The following is a 17,816-nucleotide window of genomic DNA, read 5'->3' on the forward strand; positions in this document are numbered from 1 at the left end:
GGGGGTGCGTCCGTCCTCCCCCCGGGTCCTTCGCCCCCCCTTTCTAGTTTGGGGCGTTGACGCGCCAACCGCTGCGGGCGGACACCCCCCGGCACGGCCCCTGCTCGCCGTACGCGGGTGCGGGCCGGCTGTGGTGGCGCAGTCCGTCTCGGTCCTTGGCGCCGGGCGGCGAGTGCGGGTGGGGTGTGGTCAGGGCGCGGTCGCCTTTGCGCGCTTGCGTACGGTCGCCGCCGCCATGGTGATCGCGGCTCCTGCCACCGCCCACGCCGACAGGACCAGGAGCGACGTCGTCATCGCGTTGGCGTCGAAGTAGGCGATGGAGCGGGTCGACCAAGTGCCGGCGCCCGGGGGGAGGGCCGGGCCGATCGCCTTCCAGAAGGGTGGGAGGAGGGGTGGGGGCAGCGCGCCGCCGGCGCTGGGGTTGCCGAGGATGACCACCAGCAGGATGACCAGGCCGATGCCGATCGTGCCGAAGAGGCCCTGCAGCGCGAGGGTGGCCGCGCCGACGGCGAAGATGATCAGGGTGCCCAGGCCCCAGAGGGCCGCGGTGCTGCCCGGCAGGGCGTCCAGGGCCGGGCCGGCGATGAGGGCTCCGCCGAGGCCTCCGGTGAGGGCGACCAGGGCCATGACCGCCAGCCGGATCGCGGCGCGGGAGGGGTTGGAGGGTTTCGCCCCGGCGCTGATGGCCAGGGCCGCGGCGCCCAGGTAGCCGCCCACGCACCAGCCGATCACCAGGTAGAAGGACGAGAGTCCGTTGGGGTCGTGGGGTGCGGACGGGATCACGTCGACCGTTCGGACGGTGCGTCGCTCGGACTTCTCCAGGTCGGTGACCAGGGCCGTCAGCGTGGTGGAGAGGATTCTGCCGCCCCCGGAGGCGACCAGGAGGGTGTCGGTGCCGCCCCGGGGGTCGATGATCAGGGCCGCGTCGATGTCGCGGTGGGTGAGCTGGGACCGGGCCGTGGCCTCGTCGGGCAGGGCGCGGGGGTCCAGGGGGGAGCCGGGCAGTCGTTCCAGCCGGGTGACCGCCTGGCCCGCGGCGGCCTGTGGGGCGACCACGCCGAAGGGCACGTCCTTGGGTTTCGGGTCGTGCAGTGCTCCCACGTACGAGGCGATGAACAGCAGCTGGAGCGCGATCACGCCGACGATGAGCAGGGTGGCCCGCGGGGTGACGGCGTCTCTCACCTCCGTGCGGAAAGAGCTGTGCGGCATGCCTCCACGGTCGGGGGGTTCGGGGTGTTTCCGCAGGTGGGGCGGGGCCGAACGGATGTCGCACATACATTCGAGGATGGAGGTATGGTGGGGGTGAGGTAGCTGGGAACAGATGTTCGAGAGCTGGTGTGGCTCACAAGTGCGGGAGGTGCGTGTGCCGGGGTTCACGCATCTGCACACCGTCTCCGGATTCTCGTTGCGCTATGGAGCCTCGCACCCGGAGCGACTGGCCGAGCGTGCCTCCGAGCGGGGCATGGACGCCTTGGCGCTGACCGATCGCGACACGCTCGCCGGCGCTGTCCGGTTCTCGAAAGCCTGCGGGAAGGCGGGGGTCCGCCCGCTGTTCGGGGCCGATCTGGCCGTGGCGGGTGCGGAACCCGGGGGCGAGCGGCGGGGGCGGCGGCGGACCCCGGTGCGGGGTGGTGCCTTTGTCGACGAGTCGGCTCCCCGCGTCACCTTTCTTGCCCGGGACGGTGCCCGGGGGTGGGGAGAGCTGTGCCGGCTCGTCTCGGCTGCCCATGAAGGGGAGGGGACGCCTCTGCTGCCCTGGGGGCGCAATCATGCCGAGGGGCTGACCGTGCTGCTCGGGCCCGCGTCGGACGTCGGGCGCGCCCTGGCCGCCGGGCGGCCCGACCGGGCGGCGCGGCTGCTCGCGCCCTGGCGTGACGTCTATGGCGACGCCCTGCGGCTGGAGGCCGTCTGGCACGGCCGGGAGGGCACGGGGCCGGGGTCGCTGCGGCTGGCCGCCCGGACCGTCGGGTTCGCCGCCGAGCAGCGGATCCGGCCCGTGCTCACCAACGCGGTGCGGTACGCCGACCCGGGTCTCGGGCCGGTCGCCGACGTGCTGGACGCCGCCAGGCTGCTGGTGCCCATCGACCCGGCCAAGGGGCTGGACTCCGGTGAGGCCTGGCTCAAGGGCGCAGGCGACATGCTCGCCGCGGCGGAGCGGATCGTGGCGGCCGCGGGGTTCCGGCGGGAGACCGCTCACCGGCTGGTGGAGCAGACGCAGGCCACGGCCGCCGCGTGCCGGGTCGATCCCGAGGACGATCTCGGGATCGGCACCGTCCACTTCCCCGAGCCGCATCTGGTCGGTGCCGGGCGCCGGACCGCCCAGCGGACGCTGGCCTCGCGGGCGGCGGCCGGCATGGTGCTGCGCGGATACGACCGGCGGCGGGAGTACTGGGAGCGGATGCACCACGAGCTGGACATCATCGCCCACCACGGTTTCGCCTCCTACTTCCTGACCGTCTCCCAGGTGGTGGAGGACGTACGGAAGATGGGTGTCCGGGTCGCCGCCCGGGGGTCCGGGGCCGGGTCGCTCGTCAACCATCTGCTCGGTATCGCGCATGCCGATCCGATCGAGCACCGGCTGCTGATGGAGCGGTTCCTGTCGAAGGAGCGGGTCGTCCTGCCCGACATCGACATCGACGTGGAGTCCGCGCGGCGGCTGGAGGTCTACCGGGCGATCATCGACCGGTTCGGCACCGAGCGGGTCGCGACGGTCGCGATGCCGGAGACGTATCGCGTGCGGCACGCGATCCGGGACGTGGGGGCCGCCCTGTCCATGGATCCGGCCGAGATCGACCGGGTCGCCAAGTCCTTTCCCCACATCCGGGCGCGGGACGCCCGCGCGGCGCTGGAGGAGCTGCCCGAGCTGCGCGCGCTGGCGGGGGAGAAGGAGAAGTACGGGAAGCTGTGGGAGCTGGTCGAGGGGCTGGACGCCCTGCCGCGCGGGGTGGCCATGCACCCGTGCGGGGTGCTGCTGTCCGACGCCTCCCTGCTGGCGCGTACGCCGGTCATGCCGACCAGCGGCGAGGGCTTTCCGATGTCGCAGTTCGACAAGGACGACGTCGAGGACCTCGGGCTGCTGAAGCTCGATGTGCTGGGCGTGCGGATGCAGTCGGCCATGGCGCACGCGGTGGAGGAGGTACGGCGGGTGTCGGGTGCCCGGGTCGATCTGGACGGGCTGGCGCCGGGGGATCCGGAGACGTACCGGCTGATCCAGTCCACCGAGACGCTCGGGTGCTTCCAGATCGAGTCGCCCGGGCAGCGGGATCTGGTCGGGCGACTCCAGCCGGCCACGTTCCACGACCTCGTCGTCGACATCTCGCTGTTCCGGCCCGGTCCGGTCGCCGCCGACATGGTGCGGCCGTTCATCGAGGCACGGCACGGGCGGGCGCCCATCCGGTATCCGCACCCCGACCTGGAGGGGCCGCTGAAGGAGACCTACGGGGTCGTCGTCTTCCACGAGCAGATCATCGACATCGTGGACATCATGACCGGCTGCGGGCGCGGCGAGGCCGACCGGGTGCGGCGCGGGCTGTCGGACCCGGAGTCGCAGGAGCGGATCAAGGTGTGGTTCGCGCAGCACGCGGCGGTGAACGGCTATGACGCGGAAACGATTCAGCGGACCTGGGAGATCGTCGAGGCCTTCGGGTCGTACGGCTTCTGCAAGGCGCACGCGGTCGCCTTCGCCGTGCCGACGTACCAGTCGGCGTGGCTGAAAACGCATCACCCGGCCGCCTTCTACGCGGGGTTGCTCACGCACGACCCCGGCATGTACCCGAAGCGGCTGCTGCTGGCGGACGCGCGGCGGCGGGGCGTGCCGGTGCTGCCGTTGGACGTGAACGCGTCGGGGGTCGCACACCGTATCGAACTGGTGTCCGGTAAATGGGGTCTGCGGTTGGCCCTCTCCGATGTGCACGGCATCAGCGAGGCCGAGGCGGCGCGGATCGCCGGGGGGCAGCCGTACGCCTCGCTGGTCGACTTCTGGGAGCGGGGCCGGCCCAGCCGTCCGCTGGCCCAGCGGCTCGCACAGGTGGGAGCACTGGACGCGTTCGGCGCCAACCGCCGCGATCTGCAACTGCATCTGACCGAGCTGCACCGGGGCGCCCGGAGCGGGGGCGGCGGCCAGCTTCCCCTGGCCGGGGGGCGCGAGACCGCCCCGGCCGGACTGCCCGACCTCACCTCCTCGGAGCGGCTCAGCGCCGAACTGGGCGTGCTGTCCATGGACGCCTCGCGGAACCTGATGGACGATCACCGGACGTTCCTCGACGAGCTCGGCGTGGTGTCGGCACGCCGGCTGCGCGAGGCCCGGCACGGGGAGACGGTGCTGGTCGCGGGTGCCAAGGCGGCCACCCAGACACCGCCGATCCGGTCCGGCAAGCGCGTCATCTTCTCCACCCTGGACGACGGCACGGGCCTGGTGGACCTCGCCTTCTTCGACGACTCCCACGACGCCTGTGCCCACACCGTCTTCCACTCCTGGCTGCTGTTGGTGCGCGGGGTGGTGCAGCGCCGAGGCCCGCGCAGCCTCAGCGTGGTGGGCGCCGCCGCCTGGAACCTCGCGGACCTGCTGGACGTACGCCGGGAGGAGGGGCTGGAGGGAGTCGCCGCCCGGCTGGCCGGCGGGGGTGGTTCCGGTGGTTCCGGCGACGACGGTGACGGGGCGGTGCGCCGGCGGCTCGCCGGCTCGGAGGGGGCGCCCGCGCCGACGGGTTCCGCGGCCCAGGATCCGATGGAGCAGCGGAAGATCCGCATGGCCACGGGGTACGAGATGCACCCCTGGGCCGATCTGCGTCCCGCGGGGGAAGGGCCCGCGGCGGTCGGAAGAAAGTTGTGGCACCAGAGTCCGGGGAGTGCGGGATGACCATCCTCTGCGTACGTTTCCAGCTGCCTCCGACGAGCGAGGCGGATCTGCCCCACCTGCTCGGGATGCTGGAGGAGTTCACCCCCGTCGTCCAGGCCCTGCCGCCGGACGGGGCACTGGCCGACCTGCGCGGCGCCGAGCGGTACTTCGGGCGGGACGCGGTCGAACTGGCCTCGGTGATCCGGGTGCGGTCGCTCGCTCTCCACGGCGTCGACTGTGTCATCGGGGCCGGGCCCGGGCCGATGCTGGCCCGGATGGCGCTGGACGACGCGGCGCCCGGGGTGACGCGTGCGGTGCCCGGCGAACCGGACGCCATCGCCGGGTTCCTCGCGGACAAGCCCGTCGCCGCGCTGCCCGGTGTGGGCGCCGCGACCGCCCGTACGCTGGGCGACTACGGCCTCGACACCCTCGGCCGCGTCGCCGCCGCACCGCTGTCCACGCTCCAGCGGCTGATCGGCGCGAAAGCCGGACGGGAGCTGCGCGAGAAGGCGAACGGCGTCGACCGCGGCCGGGTCGTGCCGAACGCCGTCTCCCGGTCCCTGGCGGCGGAACGCCCCTTCGGGCGCGACGAGCTGGACCCGGACCGGCACCGCCGGGCGCTGCTGTCGGCCGCCGAGGAGCTCGGCGCCCGGCTGCGGGCCCTGGAGAAGGTCTGCCGCACGCTCACCCTGACCGTGCGCTACGCCGACCGGTCCGCCACCACCCGCAGCCGCACCCTGACCGAGCCGACGGCGCACTCCCCGGCGCTGACCCGGACCGCGTACGGCCTGTACGAGGCGCTCGGACTGCAACGGGCCAGGGTGCGGGCCATCGCCCTGCGCGCCGAGGGGCTCGACCCCGCCGACCAGGCCTCCCACCAGCTGACCTTCGACCCGGTGGACGAGAAGGTCCGCCGCATCGAGGAGGTGGCGGACCGCGCGCGAGCGAAGTTCGGGCCGCGGGCGGTGATGCCCGGGGGGTTGGGCGGGGCGGCGGCGTAGAGCCCTCCGCCTGACGTCAGTTGGCCCACGGCGGCGCGATGCGGGTGCCGTCGGCCAGGCGTGCCTCCAGGCCGATCGAGGTGGTGACCCAGGAGTACGCGGTCCGGTCGGTCGGGTTCTCGACGGTCAGGGTGGCACCGGGATTGATGATCACCGTGTCGCCCGCGGTGATCCGCTCGGTGCGGCCGTCGAGGGTGATCAGCAGTTCGCCGTCGAGCAGATGGAAGATCTCCTCCCGGCTGACCGTGTGCGCGGGCGCCTTGAGGCCGGCCGGGATCTCCCCGCGCCAGGCGCACAGCTCCCTGCTGCCGCTGCTCGGGGTGGCGTACGAGACGAATCGGGCGCCGTGGATCTCGTGGGTGACGGCTTCGGACGATCGGACGATGGGCATGAGGCCTCCAGTTGGTCAACTTGGTTGACTATATGGTCAAGCGGGTTGACCAATACGTCAAGGGTGTTTCAATGCATGCGTGCAGAACTCCGAGGCCATGGCCCTGTCCGCCGCCCTGCTCGCTGTCGCCGGTGGGCTCACGCAACGCATCAACGAGGGTGTACTCGCCCGCGGCTTCGAAGGGGTGCGGCCCGCCCACGGCTTCGCCTTCGCCCGGCTCGCCCCGGACGGTGCGACGGTCACCGACCTCGCCGTCCATCTCGGGGTGACCAAGCAGGCCGCGAGCCGGCTCGTCGACGAGCTGGTGCACAAGGGGTACGCCGAGCGGGGGCCGCATCCCGAGGACGCGCGGGCGCGCCTGGTCGTGCTGACCGAGCGGGGGCGGCGGTGCACGCGTGCGGCGGAGGAGGCGGCCGCGGAAGCCGTTCGGGAGTGGGAGGACCTGCTGGGGGAGCGGGAGGTGCGGTCGTTGGGGCGGCAGTTGCTGCGAATCGCTCCGGACGGGCCCATCCGGCCCGCCTGGTGAGGGGGTGTCAGCCGGGGCCGGGGCGCCGGTTACCGCTGCAAGTTTTTACTGACGCGTAACTTCCCAGTTTGACTACTCGCCCGTAACTTGACGAGTGAACAGCATCCTCGTGATCCGGATCACAGGGCCAAGTGCCGTCGCACCTCCCTTGAGCCGCAAGGAGATCACCCGATGCTGCCCTGGAAACGAGTGCTCAGACCCCTGGCCGCGCTGCTGCTGACCGCCGCCGCCGTCACCGTCCCCGCCACCACCGCCCAGGCCGCCGGCGCCCCGGGCTCCGGCTGGAACGACTACTCCTGCAAGCCGTCCACCGCCCACCCCCGCCCCGTCGTCCTGGTCCACGGAACCCTCGGGAACTCCGTCGACAACTGGCTGGGCCTCGCCCCCTATCTGAAGGTCCGCGGCTACTGCGTCTTCTCCCTGGACTACGGCCGGCTGGACGGGGTCCCCTTCTTCCATGGCCTCGGCCCCGTCGAGAAGTCCGCCGGGGAGCTGAAGGACTTCGTCGACAAGGTGCTCGCGGCCACCGGTGCCGCCGAGACCGACGTGGTCGGGCACTCGCAGGGCGGCATGATGCCCCGCTACTACCTGAAGTTCCTCGGCGGAGCCGCCAAGGTGAACGCCCTGGTCGGTATCGCGCCCAGCAACCACGGCACCGACCTGAACGGCTTCACCCGCCTGCTGCCGTACTTCCCGGGCGCCGCGGACCTGCTGTCGAAGAACACCCCCGCCCTCGCCGACCAGGTGACCGGCTCCGCCTTCCTCACCAAGCTCAACGCGGGCGGCGACACCGTGCCCGGTGTGCGCTACACCGTCATCGCCACACGGTACGACGAGGTCGTCACGCCGTGGCGCAGTCAGTACCTGACCGGGCCCGACGTGCGCAACGTCCTGCTCCAGGACCTGTGTCCCGTCGACCTGTCCGAGCACGTGGCCGTCGGGCTGCTCGACCGGGTCGCCTTCCACGAGGTGGCCAACGCCCTGGATCCGGCGCGGTCCAGGCCCACCACCTGCGCTTCGGCTTTCGAATGACACGTGTCATCTGTTGACACGTGCCAGGGAAACGTTTCGGGGCCTGTCCGGCCTGAGCCGCCGGACAGGCCCCGGGTCATGGGGCGGTGGGGATCAGCCGCCGTGCCGCCCGCCGCTCACCGTCCGGCGCCGGGCCGACAGGAACAGGGCCGACGAACCGAGCGCCAGCGTGGCCGCCCCGCCGATCGCGAGGTACGTGGTACTGCTGTCGCCGCCGGTCTCGGCGAGGTTCTCGGTGGCACCGGCCGCCTTCGGCTGGTTGGGCGCGGCCGCGGCGGCCTTCGGCCGGTCGGCCGTGCTCTTGCGCGGGGCCGCGGCCGGCTCCGCCGAGGTGCTGGGGTCGTCGTCGCCGTGCCCGTGGTGCTCGATCGTGGACTTGTCGTTGCCCTCCTCGATCTGCTTCTTGGTCGGGGCGGAGGCGGTCGGGGCCGGGGCCGCGCCTCCCGCCGCGCCATCACCGCCGCCGAAGCTGACGTCCGAGCAGGAGTAGAACGCCTCCGGGCTGTCCGACCGCTGCCACACCGCGTACAGCAGGTGCTTGCCGGAGCGCTGGGGCAGGGTGCCGGAGAAGGTGTAGAAGCCGCCGGTGGCGGCCGGGTCGGTGGAGGTCGCGACCGGCTTCGCGAGATCCAGGTCCTTCCAGGCGAGCGGCTTGGCGGGGTTGTAGCCGGGCTTGGTGATGTAGACCTTGAAAGTGCCCTTGTGAGGGGCCGTCACGCGGTACTTGAAGGTGTGCGAGCCGCTTCTCACGTTCGTCGCCGGCCAGTCGGCGCGGGGGAGGTCGAGTCCCTTGAACTGCGCGTTGTTCGCGCTGCACAGCTTGCCGTCCGGGATGAGCTGCTGGTGCCGGCCGCCCGCGTCGCCGATGCGTATGCCGTTCCAGTCGTAGAGGGCCTGGGTGCCGCCCGCCGCCACCGCCGCCTTGCACGCGGCCGACTTCGGGCTCTCGGGGCCCTCCGCGTAGCACTGCGAGACGCGGCTGACCGGGTCGCCCATCGAACCGTGCGCGGCGGCCGGGGCGGCGGTCAGCGCGGTCACGGCGAGCGGGAGGCTGCCGAGAGCAGCGACGGTGGCTGCTGTGCGGCGTGCGGGCATGCGGGAACTCCTCGAAGCGGTGCGTGGAACAGGTCCGGACCCGGGTGGGCCGGATCCCGTGGGGTGCTCCGAAGCTAGCCCCTGAGAACCGTGAAATCGCCTGCTGGGGGCGGGTGGAGGAGATCCTTATGGCCCGCTTAAGGGAGTGTTCGGACTGGCATCAGGTAGGTACCGTCGCGACATGGCAGACGAGCAGATCCGGGCGGCCGTGGCCGCCGACGTACCGGTCGTCACGGATGTGATCGACGCGGCCTTCCGCCCGTACATCGAGCGCATCGGGCGGGTGCCGCAGCCCATGGGGGAGGACCACGCGGCGAACGTGGCGGCGGGCAAGGTGTTCGTGACGGGCGACCCCGTGACCGGACTCGTCGTGGTCGAGTCGTTCGCGGACCATCTCTTCCTCGACACCATCGCCGTCCACCCCACCGCGCACGGCGGGGGAGTGGGGCGGCGGCTGCTCCGGTTCGTGGACGCACACGCGCGGGCGCTGGGCCTGCCCGAGGTCAGGCTCTACACCAACGCGCTGATGTGGGAGAACCGGCGGATCTATCCGAGATACGGCTACGAACTGGTGGAACGCCGCGTGGACGGGCCCTACGACCGCGTCCACTACCGCAAGCGGCTGCTCTGAGGCATGCGTCTCATGACCGGCACCGGCCGCTCAGGCGTCCGGCCACCAGGTGCGGGCGATGTCCTTGCGGACTTCGGGCCGCCCGGCGGGGCGCTCGTCGGCCTCGTCGCGGACCCGGCGGACATCGGTCTTCTTCAGGGGCTTCTGCACGGTCACACGGCGCATGGCTGCCTCCTTAAAGGGTCTACCGGGTTCCGCGTTCTCACGGAGGTAGACCTTTCGGGGGAGAGTTACTCATCGCTCCTGGTCTGTCAGTGGCGGCAGTCACGATTCGAGTGTCAGTGGCGGGTGTCACTCTTGGCCCATGACGAATGTGGACTGGGACGCCGAGGCCGCCTCCTTCGACGAGGAGCCGGACCACGGCCTGCGCGACCCCGAGGTGCGCCGTGCCTGGGCCGGGCGGCTGCGCGGCTGGCTGCCCGCCCGGGCGGGAGACGTCCTCGACCTCGGATGCGGCACCGGCAGCCTGTCGCTCCTCGCGTCCGAGCAGGGACACCGGGTGACGGGCGTGGACCTCTCGGCGGCGATGGTGGCGCTCGCCAGAAAGAAGCTCGCCGGGCGTGACGCGGTGTTCCTCGTCGGTGACGCCGCGGCGCCGCCGGTCGGGGAGCAGCGCTTCGACGCCGTGCTCGTCCGGCACGTCCTGTGGGCCCTGCCCGACCCCGGCCGCGCCCTGAGGCACTGGCGCGGGCTGCTGCGGCCGGGCGGGCGGCTCGTGCTGGTCGAAGGCGTGTGGGGAAGCACCGCCCCGGTCGGCATATCGCCGGAGCGGCTCACCGGCCTCCTCGCCCCGATCGCCGGGCAGGTGCGCCTTGAGCGGCTGTCGGGCGATCCGTCGCTGTGGGGCAAGGAGGTGGCCGATGAGCGGTACGCGGTGATCGCGCAGGTCCGGGCGTCAGGCGAGGAGCGCGGTGAAGTCGCCGCCGCGGGCGAGTGACTCCAGCTCACCGAGCGCGGCCAGGGCGGCCCGCGCCGCCTCCGGGTCCGTCTCGGCGAGACCGCTCTCGGCGAACTCGTCCTCGTCCAGGCGGCGTACGTCCGAGCCGTCCGCCGAGCGCCACAGGTCCAGGTCCAGGTCCTCCACGACCAGCTCCGGCCCGGAGCGCACCGCGGGGCGGGTGATGTCGCAGTACCAGCCCTTCAGCGCGCCCGTGGCGGAGCGGACCTCCTTGATCGCGTACCAGCGGTCGCGCCAGTAGTACTCCGTGAAGACGTCCCCGGACTCGAAGCGGACGAAGCCGAAGTCGCGGACGCCGGAGCCCGCCCACGGGGCGCGGACCGCGACCCGGGTGCCGTCGTCCGACAGCAGCTCGCCCCGGTAACGGATCTTCGTACGGCCCGCCTTGACGAGCACGACCTCCAGCTGCGGGGGCAGGTCAGCCGAGTTCTCGGACATAACGCACTTCCTTCGCGCAGATCTCGTAGCCGAACCACTTGTTGATGGCGATCATCGGCTCGTTTCCAGTGTCGTTGCCGGTGAACGCCTCCGTGTACCCCGCGGCGCGGGCGCGGTGCAGGGAGTCGTTCTTGGCGAGCTTGGCCAGGCCCCGGCCCCGGAACGCGCGGGCGGTGCCCGTCATGGCGGTGGCATAACGGGAGCCGCCGTCGGTGTAGGCCGCGGTGAAGGCGGCGAGGCGTCCGTCGACGACCGCGATCGTGGTCAGCTCGTGGTCCAGGAGTGGCTGCCTCCAGGTCTCCTCGATCCAGGCCTCGTAGTCCGTCAGCTCCACATCGACGTCGCTCGGTTCGTCCGACGAGGCCTCCGCGTCCAGCTCGAACACGGGACGCGGGTCGTCCGCGAAGTCGGCGGCCGTGCGCAGCTCGACGCCCGCCGGCAGGTCCTGGCGGGGCGGCAGGGAGCCGTCCGCCAGAACCAGGCGCAGGAACCAGGCGGAACGGCTGGCCCGGAAGCCGTGCCGCTCGGCGAAGGCGTGGTTGTCCGGCTCGTCCAGCACCCAGGTGAACAGCTTGGTGACGCCCAGCCGCCCCAGCCGCTCCTCCGCGGTGCGCAGCAGGAGCGAGCCGGCGCCGCGGCCCGTGTGGCCGGGGCGCACGTAGATGTTGGCGGAGCCCTGACCCGGCTCCGGGCTCTCATGGGCGACGCTGATCTGGGCCGTGCCGATGATCTCGCCGTCCTCCTCGACGACGAGCTGCCCGAAGTGGGCGTCCGGGTGCGCGTGCGTCAGGGTGTGCACCACGGACTCCGGTGTGGAGAGCATGTACGGAAGGGCCAGGCGACGGGTGTCGGAGAACCCCTCGGCGTCGGCTCGGACGTCGGGACGCAGGTCGCGCACGATCAAGGTCATGAACGCGCACGCTACGTGTGGACCCGTCCGGGGTGCCTCTCATTTTCCGTCGGGTGCGCGACAATCGGCCTGTGACCTTGAAGATCGACATCGACGACAGCGCCCCGCCGTACGAACAGGTGCGGGCGCGGATCTCCGAGCAGGCCCGGTCGGGTGCGCTGCCGGTGGGGTACCGGCTGCCGACCGTGCGGGGGCTGGCGGAGTCGCTGGGACTCGCCGCGAACACGGTCGCCAAGGCGTACCGGGCGCTGGAGGCGGACGGGGTGATCGAGACGCGGGGCCGCAACGGCACGTTCGTGGCCGCCGCCGGCTCGGCGGCGGACCGCGAACTGGCCTCGGCCGCGCAGGCCTACGTGGAGCGGGCCAGGAGGCTCGGGCTGGGCGAGGACGTCGCGCTCGCCGCGGTACGGGACGCCCTGCGGGCGGCGTACGGGGAGTAGGCCGGCCCTAACCGGACGGTTGCGCCAGGCGTTCCGGAGTCCGCGTGACGTCCAGCCCCGCGGACCTCCCCGTCCGTGCGAACGCCATCGCGTCCTCCACCGCCGCGCCGCCCGGGTCGTTGTTGAAGTACGCGTAGACGTCCTCGCCGTCGGGCCAGGTCGTGGCGATGCGGTCGAGCCAGGTGGCCAGCGAGCGGCGTCCGTAGCGGGGCCAGGGCCGGGCGCGGCCCTGGTGGAAGCGGACGTAGCCCCAGTCGGTGGTGCGCCACAGGGGTGTCGCCGGGCGGGCCAGGATGTCGGCCCAGCACAGGGCGGCGCGCCGGGACTCCAGGACACGGCGGACCTGCGGGGTCCACCAGGAGTCGTGGCGCGGCTCGACGGCGACCCGGGTCGGGGCCGGGAAGCAGGCCAGACACGCGTCCAGCAGGCCCGGGTCGGCGCGCAGGGTGGGCGGGAGCTGGAGCAGCACCGGGCCGAGGCGGTCGCCGAGGCCCGCCGCGCGGCTCATGAGGCGGTGCACCGGCTCCTCGGGGTCCTTGAGCCGCTTGATGTGGGTCAGGTAGCGGCTCGCCTTGACCGCGACGACGAAGTCCCCGGGCACCCGCCCCCGCCAGTCCTCGAACGTCTCCCGGGCCGGCAGCCGGTAGAAGGCGTTGTTGATCTCGACGGTGGCGAACTGCCCCGCGTACTCCTCCAGCCAGAGCCGCATCGGCAGTCCGGACGGGTACAGCACGTCCCGCCAGTCCTTGTACTGCCACCCGGACGTGCCGACGAACAGGGTCATATCCCTATCAAAGCACCGCAGGCCCCGGAGGGCGGCCGTGGCGGTCGTGGCCTCCCGGTCCGCCGGACCGGCTACGCGTCGGCGCGCGTGTGGAAGCGGTAGAACAGCAGCAGGAAGAGGGCTGCCGTGACCAGCACCGCCGTGATGACCACGGGCCGGATGTCGTCGCCGGTCTGGCTGTAGAGGAAGCCCAGTGCGACACCGGCGAAGGCGGCCCGCAGCAGGGCGTGCAGGGCGTGCAGATCGCGCCTGAGGCGCCGGACCACCTGGACCACGGCGATGCAGAGCACCGTGAAGGCGAGCGCGCTCCACACGCCCGACGCCACATCCGATCCGGTGACCGGGCCGCCGTGACGCCGGTTCACCGCGACCCAGTTGCCGTAGACGGCACCCAGCACGACGGGCAGGACCCACCGTGCGACGCGGTGGGCGGGTTCGCTGAACACGGTGGGCGCCGTGTGCGCCATCAGAGGCCTCCCTGGTCCGAGCGGAGCGCGGCGTCGCTCCGCGGCACACCTTGGCACGCCCGGGTAACAGGGAGGTGAGAAGCGGTTGTGAGCGAACCCGGCGGTGGCCGCACCACAGACGCCGGCCGGCGGCCCGGCTACAGGTACAGCCCCGCGTCGACGCCCCCGCGCGGCTCCGGCAGGGACGTCGGGGACGTGCCCCGGCGCAGCGCGTACAGCTCCGCCAGCGTCGCGCCCTCGCGGCCGACGCCGTCCTCCTGGCCCAGCCAGTTCACCGCCTCGGAGCGGGTCAGCGGACCGACCTCGATCCGGGCGAGGCAGCGTCCGGGGCGGACCACGGCGGGATGCAGACGCTCCAGGTCCTCGTTGGTCGTGACCCCGACCAGGACGTTGCGGCCCTGGCCGAGCAGTCCGTCCGTCAGGTTCAGCAGCCTCGACAGCGCCTGGCCCGCCGTGTGCTTGGCCTCGCCGCGGATCAGCTCGTCGCAGTCCTCCAGGAGCAGCAGCCGCCAGCGGCCCTTGCCCGTCGCGTCCTCCTCGCCGATGGCGATGTCCATGAGGTAGCCGACGTCGGAGAAGAGCCGCTCGGGGTCCAGGACGCAGTCCACCTGGCACCAGTCGCGCCAGGAACGGGCCAGGGTCCGCAGCGCCGAGGTCTTGCCGGTGCCGGGCGGCCCGTGCAGCAGCAGGAGCCGGCCCGCGATGTCCTCGGGGGTCGTCTTCATCAGGCGGTCCATGGCGTCCGCCACCGGCGCGGTGTAGTTGGGCCGGACCTCCTCCCAGGTACCCGCCGCGATCTGCCGGGTGGTGCGGTGCGGGCCGCGGCGCGGGGAGACGTACCAGAAGCCCATGGTGACGTTCTCCGGCTGCGGTTCGGGCTCGTCGGCCGCGCCGTCCGTGGCCTGGTCGAGGACCTTCTTCGCGAGCTCCTCGCCGGTCGCCGTCACCGTGACGTCGGCGCCCCGGTTCCAGCGGGAGACCAGCAGCGTCCAGCCGTCGCCCTCGGCGAGGGTCGCGCTGCGGTCGTCGTCCCGGGCGACGCGCAGCACCCGCGCGCCGGGCGGCATCAGCGTCGCCCCGGACCGCACGCGGTCGATGTTCACCGCGTGGGAGTACGGCTGCTCGCCCGTCGCGAAGCGGCCGAGGAACAGCGCGTCGACGACGTCGGACGGGGAGTCGGAGTCGTCGACGTTGAGCCGGATCGGCAGCGCCTCGTGCGGGTTTCCAGACATGCCGCCATGATCCGGCACGGGGAGGCCGCGTGCACCCGGTTTCCCGGTGCACGCGGCATGTCGCCCCGGCGCAGGTCAGCCCCCGGAGCGGGCGACCAGCCGACGTGCCTGCCGAACCCGGCGTACGACGGCGTACCCCTTGGTCAGGGCGCGGTCCCCGGCGAACGTACGGGCGATCGCGCGGCCCTCGACGACCCGCTCGAACTCCTCGATGCCCGTGCTGCGGCGCACCGTCAGCCGCCGCAGCGCGTACGGCCCCTGGGCCCGCCGCGCGAGCCCGTTGCCGACGGCGAGGGCCTGGGCCCAGCCCGTCTCGCGCACCGCCTGCCGGACCCGGCGGCTGGAGTAGCCGTAGGGGTAGGCGAACGAGGCCGGTACGGTGCCCAGCTGGTCCGAGACGATCTCCTTGCAGTGGATCAGCTCGAACCGCAGTGTGGCGTCGGAGACCTGGTCGAGCTGCGGGTGGCTGTGGCTGTGTCCGCCGATCTCCACGCCTTGCGCCGCGAGTTCGCGGACCTGGTCCCAGTCCAGCATGGTGTCCAGGCCGCCCCCGGTGTCGTACGGCCCCCTGAGCCACCCCGTCGACACGAACAGGGTGGCGGGGAAGCCGTGCTTGGCGAGCGCGGGGAGGGCGTGCCGGTGCACGCCCTCGTAGCCGTCGTCGAAGGTGATGAGGACCGGCCGGTCGGGCAGTGGCCGGCCGGAGCGCCAGCGCGCGGCCAGCTCGGCCGTGGTGACCGGCCCGAGGCCCCGGTCGGCGAGCACCGCCATCTGCTCGGCGAACGCCTCCGGGGTCACCGACAGGGCGCGGGTCGCCTCGTTCGGGTCGGTCGCCACCGCGTGGTACATGAGGATCGGGACGCGGACGTCACTCACGGGCCGCCACCTCCACCCGGGGCACCCGGAACGTGGTCCCGCCCCGGCGCGCCCGGACGCTGCCGACGACGTAACCGCCCGCCGCCGTCAGCACCCCGGCCACGATCGCGCCGGCCCGTCCCGCCCCGCCCGGCCGGGCCAGCAGGGCGTCCCGTACCCCCCGCGCCACCCCGGCCGGCAGGACGCGCGTGGCGTACCGGCGCTCCGATTCCAGTCCCTTCTCGGCGCCGACGCTCCGCGCCACCAGCGCCTTGGAGAGGCCCTCGGCGTAGGTACGGGTGCGGAAGTAGCGGAAGTGCTCGCGGACCGCGGGCACCCGGTGGTGGATCACCGCCCGGTCGTCGATCAGCAGCACCGCGTCGGGCCGGGCGCGGCTGAGGCGGATGCACAGTTCCGTCTCCTCGCAGCCCAGCGGGCGTTTGTCGCCGTCCCGGCCGATGCCGGTGGCGAAGCCGCCCGCCGCGTCGAAGGCGCTGCGGCGGAACGAGGCGTTGCCGCCGAGCACGTTGCGCACCCGGACCCGGCCGGGCGGCAGGCCCCGGTACGTGCAGCCCACCACCCAGTCGAACTCCTCCGGGAACCAGTGCGGCCGCCGCCCCGACGCCCAGACCGGGACCGTGCGCCCGCCGACCGCCATCACCCGCTCGTCGGTGTAGGCCTCGGCGAAGTGGCGCAGCCAGTCGCGCTCGGCCACGGCGTCGTCGTCGAGGAAGGCCACGACCTCACCGCGGGCCGCGGCGATACCGGTGTTGCGGCCGGCCGACAGGCCTCGGGGCCCCGCGTTGGCGAGCACCCGCACCGCGGACCCCTCGGAGGACTCCTTGTACTCCTTGGCCAGCCGCTCCCGGAGCGTCTCGTTGTGATCGACGACCAGCAGCGTCTCCAGGGCCGGCCGCGACTGCGCGCGGACCGAGGAGACCGCCGCGAGGATGTCCTCCCAGCGGTCCTCGGTGTACGCGCAGATCACGACGGAGATGCCGGGACCGCTCAAGACACCTCTCCCCGCATCGCGGCCGGCATCGACGACCGAGACGAACGGCGCCGCAGGGCACGGCGGTTGGAGCGCTCCTGGAGGATGACCCGGAGCACGCGCAGCCCGTCCCGCACGGCCCGCAGGTTGCTGACGCCGTGGATGCGCAGGTACTCGTGGCTCGGGATCTCCTGCACCTTGAGCCCGGCCTTGACGACCCGGATGTTCATCAGGGTCTCGACCTCGAAGCCGGTGCAGTCCAGGTCGATCTTGTCGAGGCAGTGCCGCCAGAAGGCGTTGTAGCCGTAGCACAGGTCGGTGTAGCGGGCACCGAACTTGCGGTTGACGACCGTGCACAGCGCCCAGTTGCCCATCTTGCGGATGAAGGTCATGTCGTCGGTGCCGCCGCCGTTGGCGAAGCGGGAGCCCTTGGCGAAGTCCGCGCCGGAGACCAGGGCGGAGACGTAGCTGAGGATCTCGCCCCCGTCCGCCGAGCCGTCCGCGTCGACCATCACGATGATGTCGCCGGTGCAGGCCTGGAACCCGGTGATCAGAGCGTCGCCCTTGCCCTTGCCGCGCTGCTCGACGACCTTCACCTCGGGCCACAGTTCACGGGCCACTTCGACGGTGTTGTCGGTGGAGTTGCCGTCGACCAGGACCACTTCGTGGATCCAGTCGGGCAGGGTCTTGAAGACGTACGGAAGGTTCTCCGCCTCGTTCATCGCCGGGATGACCACGCTCACCGGCGGGGCTATGGCCAGGTGCGAGGAGACGGGCCGGTACTTCCCGGCGGTCGGCGGATGCGGGTCCGTCGCGGCCGGCTGCAGAACTGAACTCATGAGTCTGGTCCCTCTCGTCCGGTGGACCGCCCCCCCAGGGCAGTCCGGATCCAGTCCGGTTCGAAAGGGGGGTTCTCACCCGAGGCACGCCGAGATGGCGAGGCATGCCGGGATGAAGCTCCGGCACGCCGGGTGAGCTGGCAAAGCTGGCCGGCGGCGAAAAACGGCAGCCGACCGCGCGGCACGGCCCGGAGACAGTTGAGACCACCGAGCACGGCACCCCCCTACCGCGCCCCGCGCCGGTTCGTCGCGGTCCTTGAGCCCTCCCCTAGAGCCGCGTACTGACGGACCGATGCGGGTGAGATGTATGACGGTATTGACGATTGAACCCGTATGGCAAGACCTGGAACGGCCCCTCACGTTTTTGTTGGTTTGGCCGTTGCGGCAGG

The 17,816-nt window shown here is 72.5% G+C and carries 19 protein-coding genes; 7 read left to right on the forward strand and 12 right to left on the reverse strand.

Features of this window, described 5'->3' with window-relative positions; genetic code table 11:
* Positions 1-189 precede the first annotated feature (189 nt).
* A complete protein-coding gene (locus tag AB0E85_RS24220) occupies positions 190-1,209 on the reverse strand; it encodes a DUF3533 domain-containing protein (protein WP_361930745.1) in 1,020 nt (339 codons plus the stop codon).
* A gap of 154 nt (positions 1,210-1,363) precedes the next feature.
* Between AB0E85_RS24220 and AB0E85_RS24225 the strand changes: the two genes are divergently transcribed.
* Both AB0E85_RS24225 and AB0E85_RS24230 read left to right on the forward strand, forming a co-directional pair.
* On the forward strand, positions 1,364-4,858 hold the full coding sequence (locus AB0E85_RS24225) for a DNA polymerase III subunit alpha (RefSeq protein WP_361930748.1): 3,495 nt from the start codon (positions 1,364-1,366) through the stop codon (positions 4,856-4,858).
* The gene (locus AB0E85_RS24230) at positions 4,855-5,838 is read left to right on the forward strand and encodes a hypothetical protein (RefSeq protein WP_361930750.1); all 984 of its coding nucleotides are present in this window, start codon (positions 4,855-4,857) and stop codon (positions 5,836-5,838) included. Before AB0E85_RS24225 ends, AB0E85_RS24230 begins: the two co-directional genes overlap by 4 nt.
* 16 nt (positions 5,839-5,854) lie before the next feature.
* Here AB0E85_RS24230 and AB0E85_RS24235 read toward each other — a convergent pair whose 3' ends face one another.
* Entirely contained in the window at positions 5,855-6,229 is a 375-nt protein-coding gene (locus AB0E85_RS24235) for a cupin domain-containing protein (protein WP_361930753.1), read from the reverse strand.
* A gap of 79 nt (positions 6,230-6,308) precedes the next feature.
* Here AB0E85_RS24235 and AB0E85_RS24240 point away from each other — a divergent pair, with 79 nt between their 5' ends.
* Together AB0E85_RS24240 and AB0E85_RS24245 are read left to right on the forward strand one after the other, a co-directional pair.
* Positions 6,309-6,755, forward strand: a complete 447-nt coding sequence (locus AB0E85_RS24240) for a MarR family winged helix-turn-helix transcriptional regulator (RefSeq protein WP_361930756.1) — start codon at positions 6,309-6,311, stop codon at positions 6,753-6,755.
* A 171-nt stretch (positions 6,756-6,926) separates the two neighbouring features.
* Entirely contained in the window at positions 6,927-7,787 is an 861-nt protein-coding gene (locus AB0E85_RS24245; RefSeq protein WP_361930759.1) for an alpha/beta fold hydrolase, read from the forward strand.
* A gap of 93 nt (positions 7,788-7,880) precedes the next feature.
* Here AB0E85_RS24245 and AB0E85_RS24250 read toward each other — a convergent pair whose 3' ends face one another.
* Positions 7,881-8,882, reverse strand: coding sequence for a lytic polysaccharide monooxygenase (locus AB0E85_RS24250; RefSeq protein ID WP_361930762.1), 1,002 nt, complete (start codon positions 8,880-8,882; stop codon positions 7,881-7,883).
* A 181-nt stretch (positions 8,883-9,063) separates the two neighbouring features.
* Between AB0E85_RS24250 and AB0E85_RS24255 the strand changes: the two genes are divergently transcribed.
* Positions 9,064-9,513 carry a GNAT family N-acetyltransferase gene (locus tag AB0E85_RS24255; RefSeq protein ID WP_361930765.1) on the forward strand — a complete coding sequence of 150 codons (450 nt, stop codon included), beginning with the start codon at positions 9,064-9,066 and terminating at the stop codon, positions 9,511-9,513.
* A 30-nt stretch (positions 9,514-9,543) separates the two neighbouring features.
* Here the strand turns inward: AB0E85_RS24255 and AB0E85_RS24260 are convergent, their stop codons facing one another.
* Entirely contained in the window at positions 9,544-9,678 is a 135-nt protein-coding gene (locus AB0E85_RS24260) for a hypothetical protein (protein WP_107308287.1), read from the reverse strand.
* A 139-nt stretch (positions 9,679-9,817) separates the two neighbouring features.
* Here AB0E85_RS24260 and AB0E85_RS24265 point away from each other — a divergent pair, with 139 nt between their 5' ends.
* A complete protein-coding gene (locus tag AB0E85_RS24265; RefSeq protein ID WP_361930768.1) occupies positions 9,818-10,450 on the forward strand; it encodes a class I SAM-dependent methyltransferase in 633 nt (210 codons plus the stop codon).
* Here the strand turns inward: AB0E85_RS24265 and AB0E85_RS24270 are convergent.
* Together AB0E85_RS24270 and AB0E85_RS24275 are read right to left on the reverse strand one after the other, a co-directional pair.
* Positions 10,409-10,909 carry a DUF402 domain-containing protein gene (locus AB0E85_RS24270; RefSeq protein WP_361930771.1) on the reverse strand — a complete coding sequence of 167 codons (501 nt, stop codon included), beginning with the start codon at positions 10,907-10,909 and terminating at the stop codon, positions 10,409-10,411. The two genes, AB0E85_RS24265 and AB0E85_RS24270, sit on opposite strands and share 42 nt — an antisense overlap.
* Positions 10,890-11,819 (reverse strand): GNAT family N-acetyltransferase, encoded by a 930-nt coding sequence (locus AB0E85_RS24275; RefSeq protein WP_361930774.1) that lies wholly within the window; start codon positions 11,817-11,819, stop codon positions 10,890-10,892. The genes AB0E85_RS24270 and AB0E85_RS24275 overlap by 20 nt, the downstream gene beginning before the upstream one ends.
* A 71-nt stretch (positions 11,820-11,890) precedes the next feature.
* Here AB0E85_RS24275 and AB0E85_RS24280 point away from each other — a divergent pair, with 71 nt between their 5' ends.
* Positions 11,891-12,259: a GntR family transcriptional regulator gene (locus AB0E85_RS24280; RefSeq protein ID WP_062925982.1), complete on the forward strand. Its 369-nt coding sequence runs from the start codon at positions 11,891-11,893 to the stop codon at positions 12,257-12,259.
* Positions 12,260-12,266: 7 nt separating this feature from the next.
* On the opposite strand, the gene AB0E85_RS24285 is transcribed toward AB0E85_RS24280, so the two are convergent.
* From AB0E85_RS24285 to AB0E85_RS24310, 6 genes are all read right to left on the reverse strand, one after another.
* On the reverse strand, positions 12,267-13,043 hold the full coding sequence (locus AB0E85_RS24285) for a DUF72 domain-containing protein (protein WP_361930778.1): 777 nt from the start codon (positions 13,041-13,043) through the stop codon (positions 12,267-12,269).
* 71 nt (positions 13,044-13,114) lie between these two features.
* Positions 13,115-13,510, reverse strand: a complete 396-nt coding sequence (locus AB0E85_RS24290) for a hypothetical protein (RefSeq protein WP_361930781.1) — start codon at positions 13,508-13,510, stop codon at positions 13,115-13,117.
* Positions 13,511-13,647: 137 nt separating this feature from the next.
* Positions 13,648-14,742 (reverse strand): DUF5925 domain-containing protein, encoded by a 1,095-nt coding sequence (locus tag AB0E85_RS24295; RefSeq protein WP_361930784.1) that lies wholly within the window; start codon positions 14,740-14,742, stop codon positions 13,648-13,650.
* A 75-nt stretch (positions 14,743-14,817) separates the two neighbouring features.
* Positions 14,818-15,591 carry a polysaccharide deacetylase family protein gene (locus AB0E85_RS24300; protein ID WP_361930936.1) on the reverse strand — a complete coding sequence of 258 codons (774 nt, stop codon included), beginning with the start codon at positions 15,589-15,591 and terminating at the stop codon, positions 14,818-14,820.
* 19 nt (positions 15,592-15,610) lie between these two features.
* On the reverse strand, positions 15,611-16,609 hold the full coding sequence (locus tag AB0E85_RS24305) for a glycosyltransferase family 2 protein (protein ID WP_361930787.1): 999 nt from the start codon (positions 16,607-16,609) through the stop codon (positions 15,611-15,613).
* On the reverse strand, positions 16,606-17,427 hold the full coding sequence (locus AB0E85_RS24310) for a glycosyltransferase family 2 protein (protein ID WP_361930790.1): 822 nt from the start codon (positions 17,425-17,427) through the stop codon (positions 16,606-16,608). The genes AB0E85_RS24305 and AB0E85_RS24310 overlap by 4 nt, the downstream gene beginning before the upstream one ends.
* Between the last annotated feature and the right edge of the window lie 389 nt (positions 17,428-17,816).

Source organism: Streptomyces sp. NPDC029044, assembly GCF_040637495.1.
Classification (GTDB): Bacteria; Actinomycetota; Actinomycetes; order Streptomycetales; family Streptomycetaceae; genus Streptomyces.

Coding starts and splice junctions, on each gene's coding strand:
- AB0E85_RS24295 (WP_361930784.1), bottom strand. CDS start 14,742: ATGTCTGGAAACCCGCACGAGGCGCTGCCGATCCGGCTCAACGTCGAC.
- AB0E85_RS24260 (WP_107308287.1), bottom strand. CDS start 9,678: ATGCGCCGTGTGACCGTGCAGAAGCCCCTGAAGAAGACCGATGTCCGC.
- AB0E85_RS24275 (WP_361930774.1), bottom strand. CDS start 11,819: ATGACCTTGATCGTGCGCGACCTGCGTCCCGACGTCCGAGCCGACGCC.
- AB0E85_RS24245 (WP_361930759.1), top strand. CDS start 6,927: ATGCTGCCCTGGAAACGAGTGCTCAGACCCCTGGCCGCGCTGCTGCTG.
- AB0E85_RS24290 (WP_361930781.1), bottom strand. CDS start 13,510: ATGGCGCACACGGCGCCCACCGTGTTCAGCGAACCCGCCCACCGCGTC.
- AB0E85_RS24270 (WP_361930771.1), bottom strand. CDS start 10,909: ATGTCCGAGAACTCGGCTGACCTGCCCCCGCAGCTGGAGGTCGTGCTC.
- AB0E85_RS24220 (WP_361930745.1), bottom strand. CDS start 1,209: ATGCCGCACAGCTCTTTCCGCACGGAGGTGAGAGACGCCGTCACCCCG.
- AB0E85_RS24250 (WP_361930762.1), bottom strand. CDS start 8,882: ATGCCCGCACGCCGCACAGCAGCCACCGTCGCTGCTCTCGGCAGCCTC.
- AB0E85_RS24310 (WP_361930790.1), bottom strand. CDS start 17,427: ATGAGTTCAGTTCTGCAGCCGGCCGCGACGGACCCGCATCCGCCGACC.
- AB0E85_RS24230 (WP_361930750.1), top strand. CDS start 4,855: ATGACCATCCTCTGCGTACGTTTCCAGCTGCCTCCGACGAGCGAGGCG.
- AB0E85_RS24255 (WP_361930765.1), top strand. CDS start 9,064: ATGGCAGACGAGCAGATCCGGGCGGCCGTGGCCGCCGACGTACCGGTC.
- AB0E85_RS24285 (WP_361930778.1), bottom strand. CDS start 13,043: ATGACCCTGTTCGTCGGCACGTCCGGGTGGCAGTACAAGGACTGGCGG.
- AB0E85_RS24265 (WP_361930768.1), top strand. CDS start 9,818: ATGACGAATGTGGACTGGGACGCCGAGGCCGCCTCCTTCGACGAGGAG.
- AB0E85_RS24235 (WP_361930753.1), bottom strand. CDS start 6,229: ATGCCCATCGTCCGATCGTCCGAAGCCGTCACCCACGAGATCCACGGC.
- AB0E85_RS24300 (WP_361930936.1), bottom strand. CDS start 15,591: ATGTACCACGCGGTGGCGACCGACCCGAACGAGGCGACCCGCGCCCTG.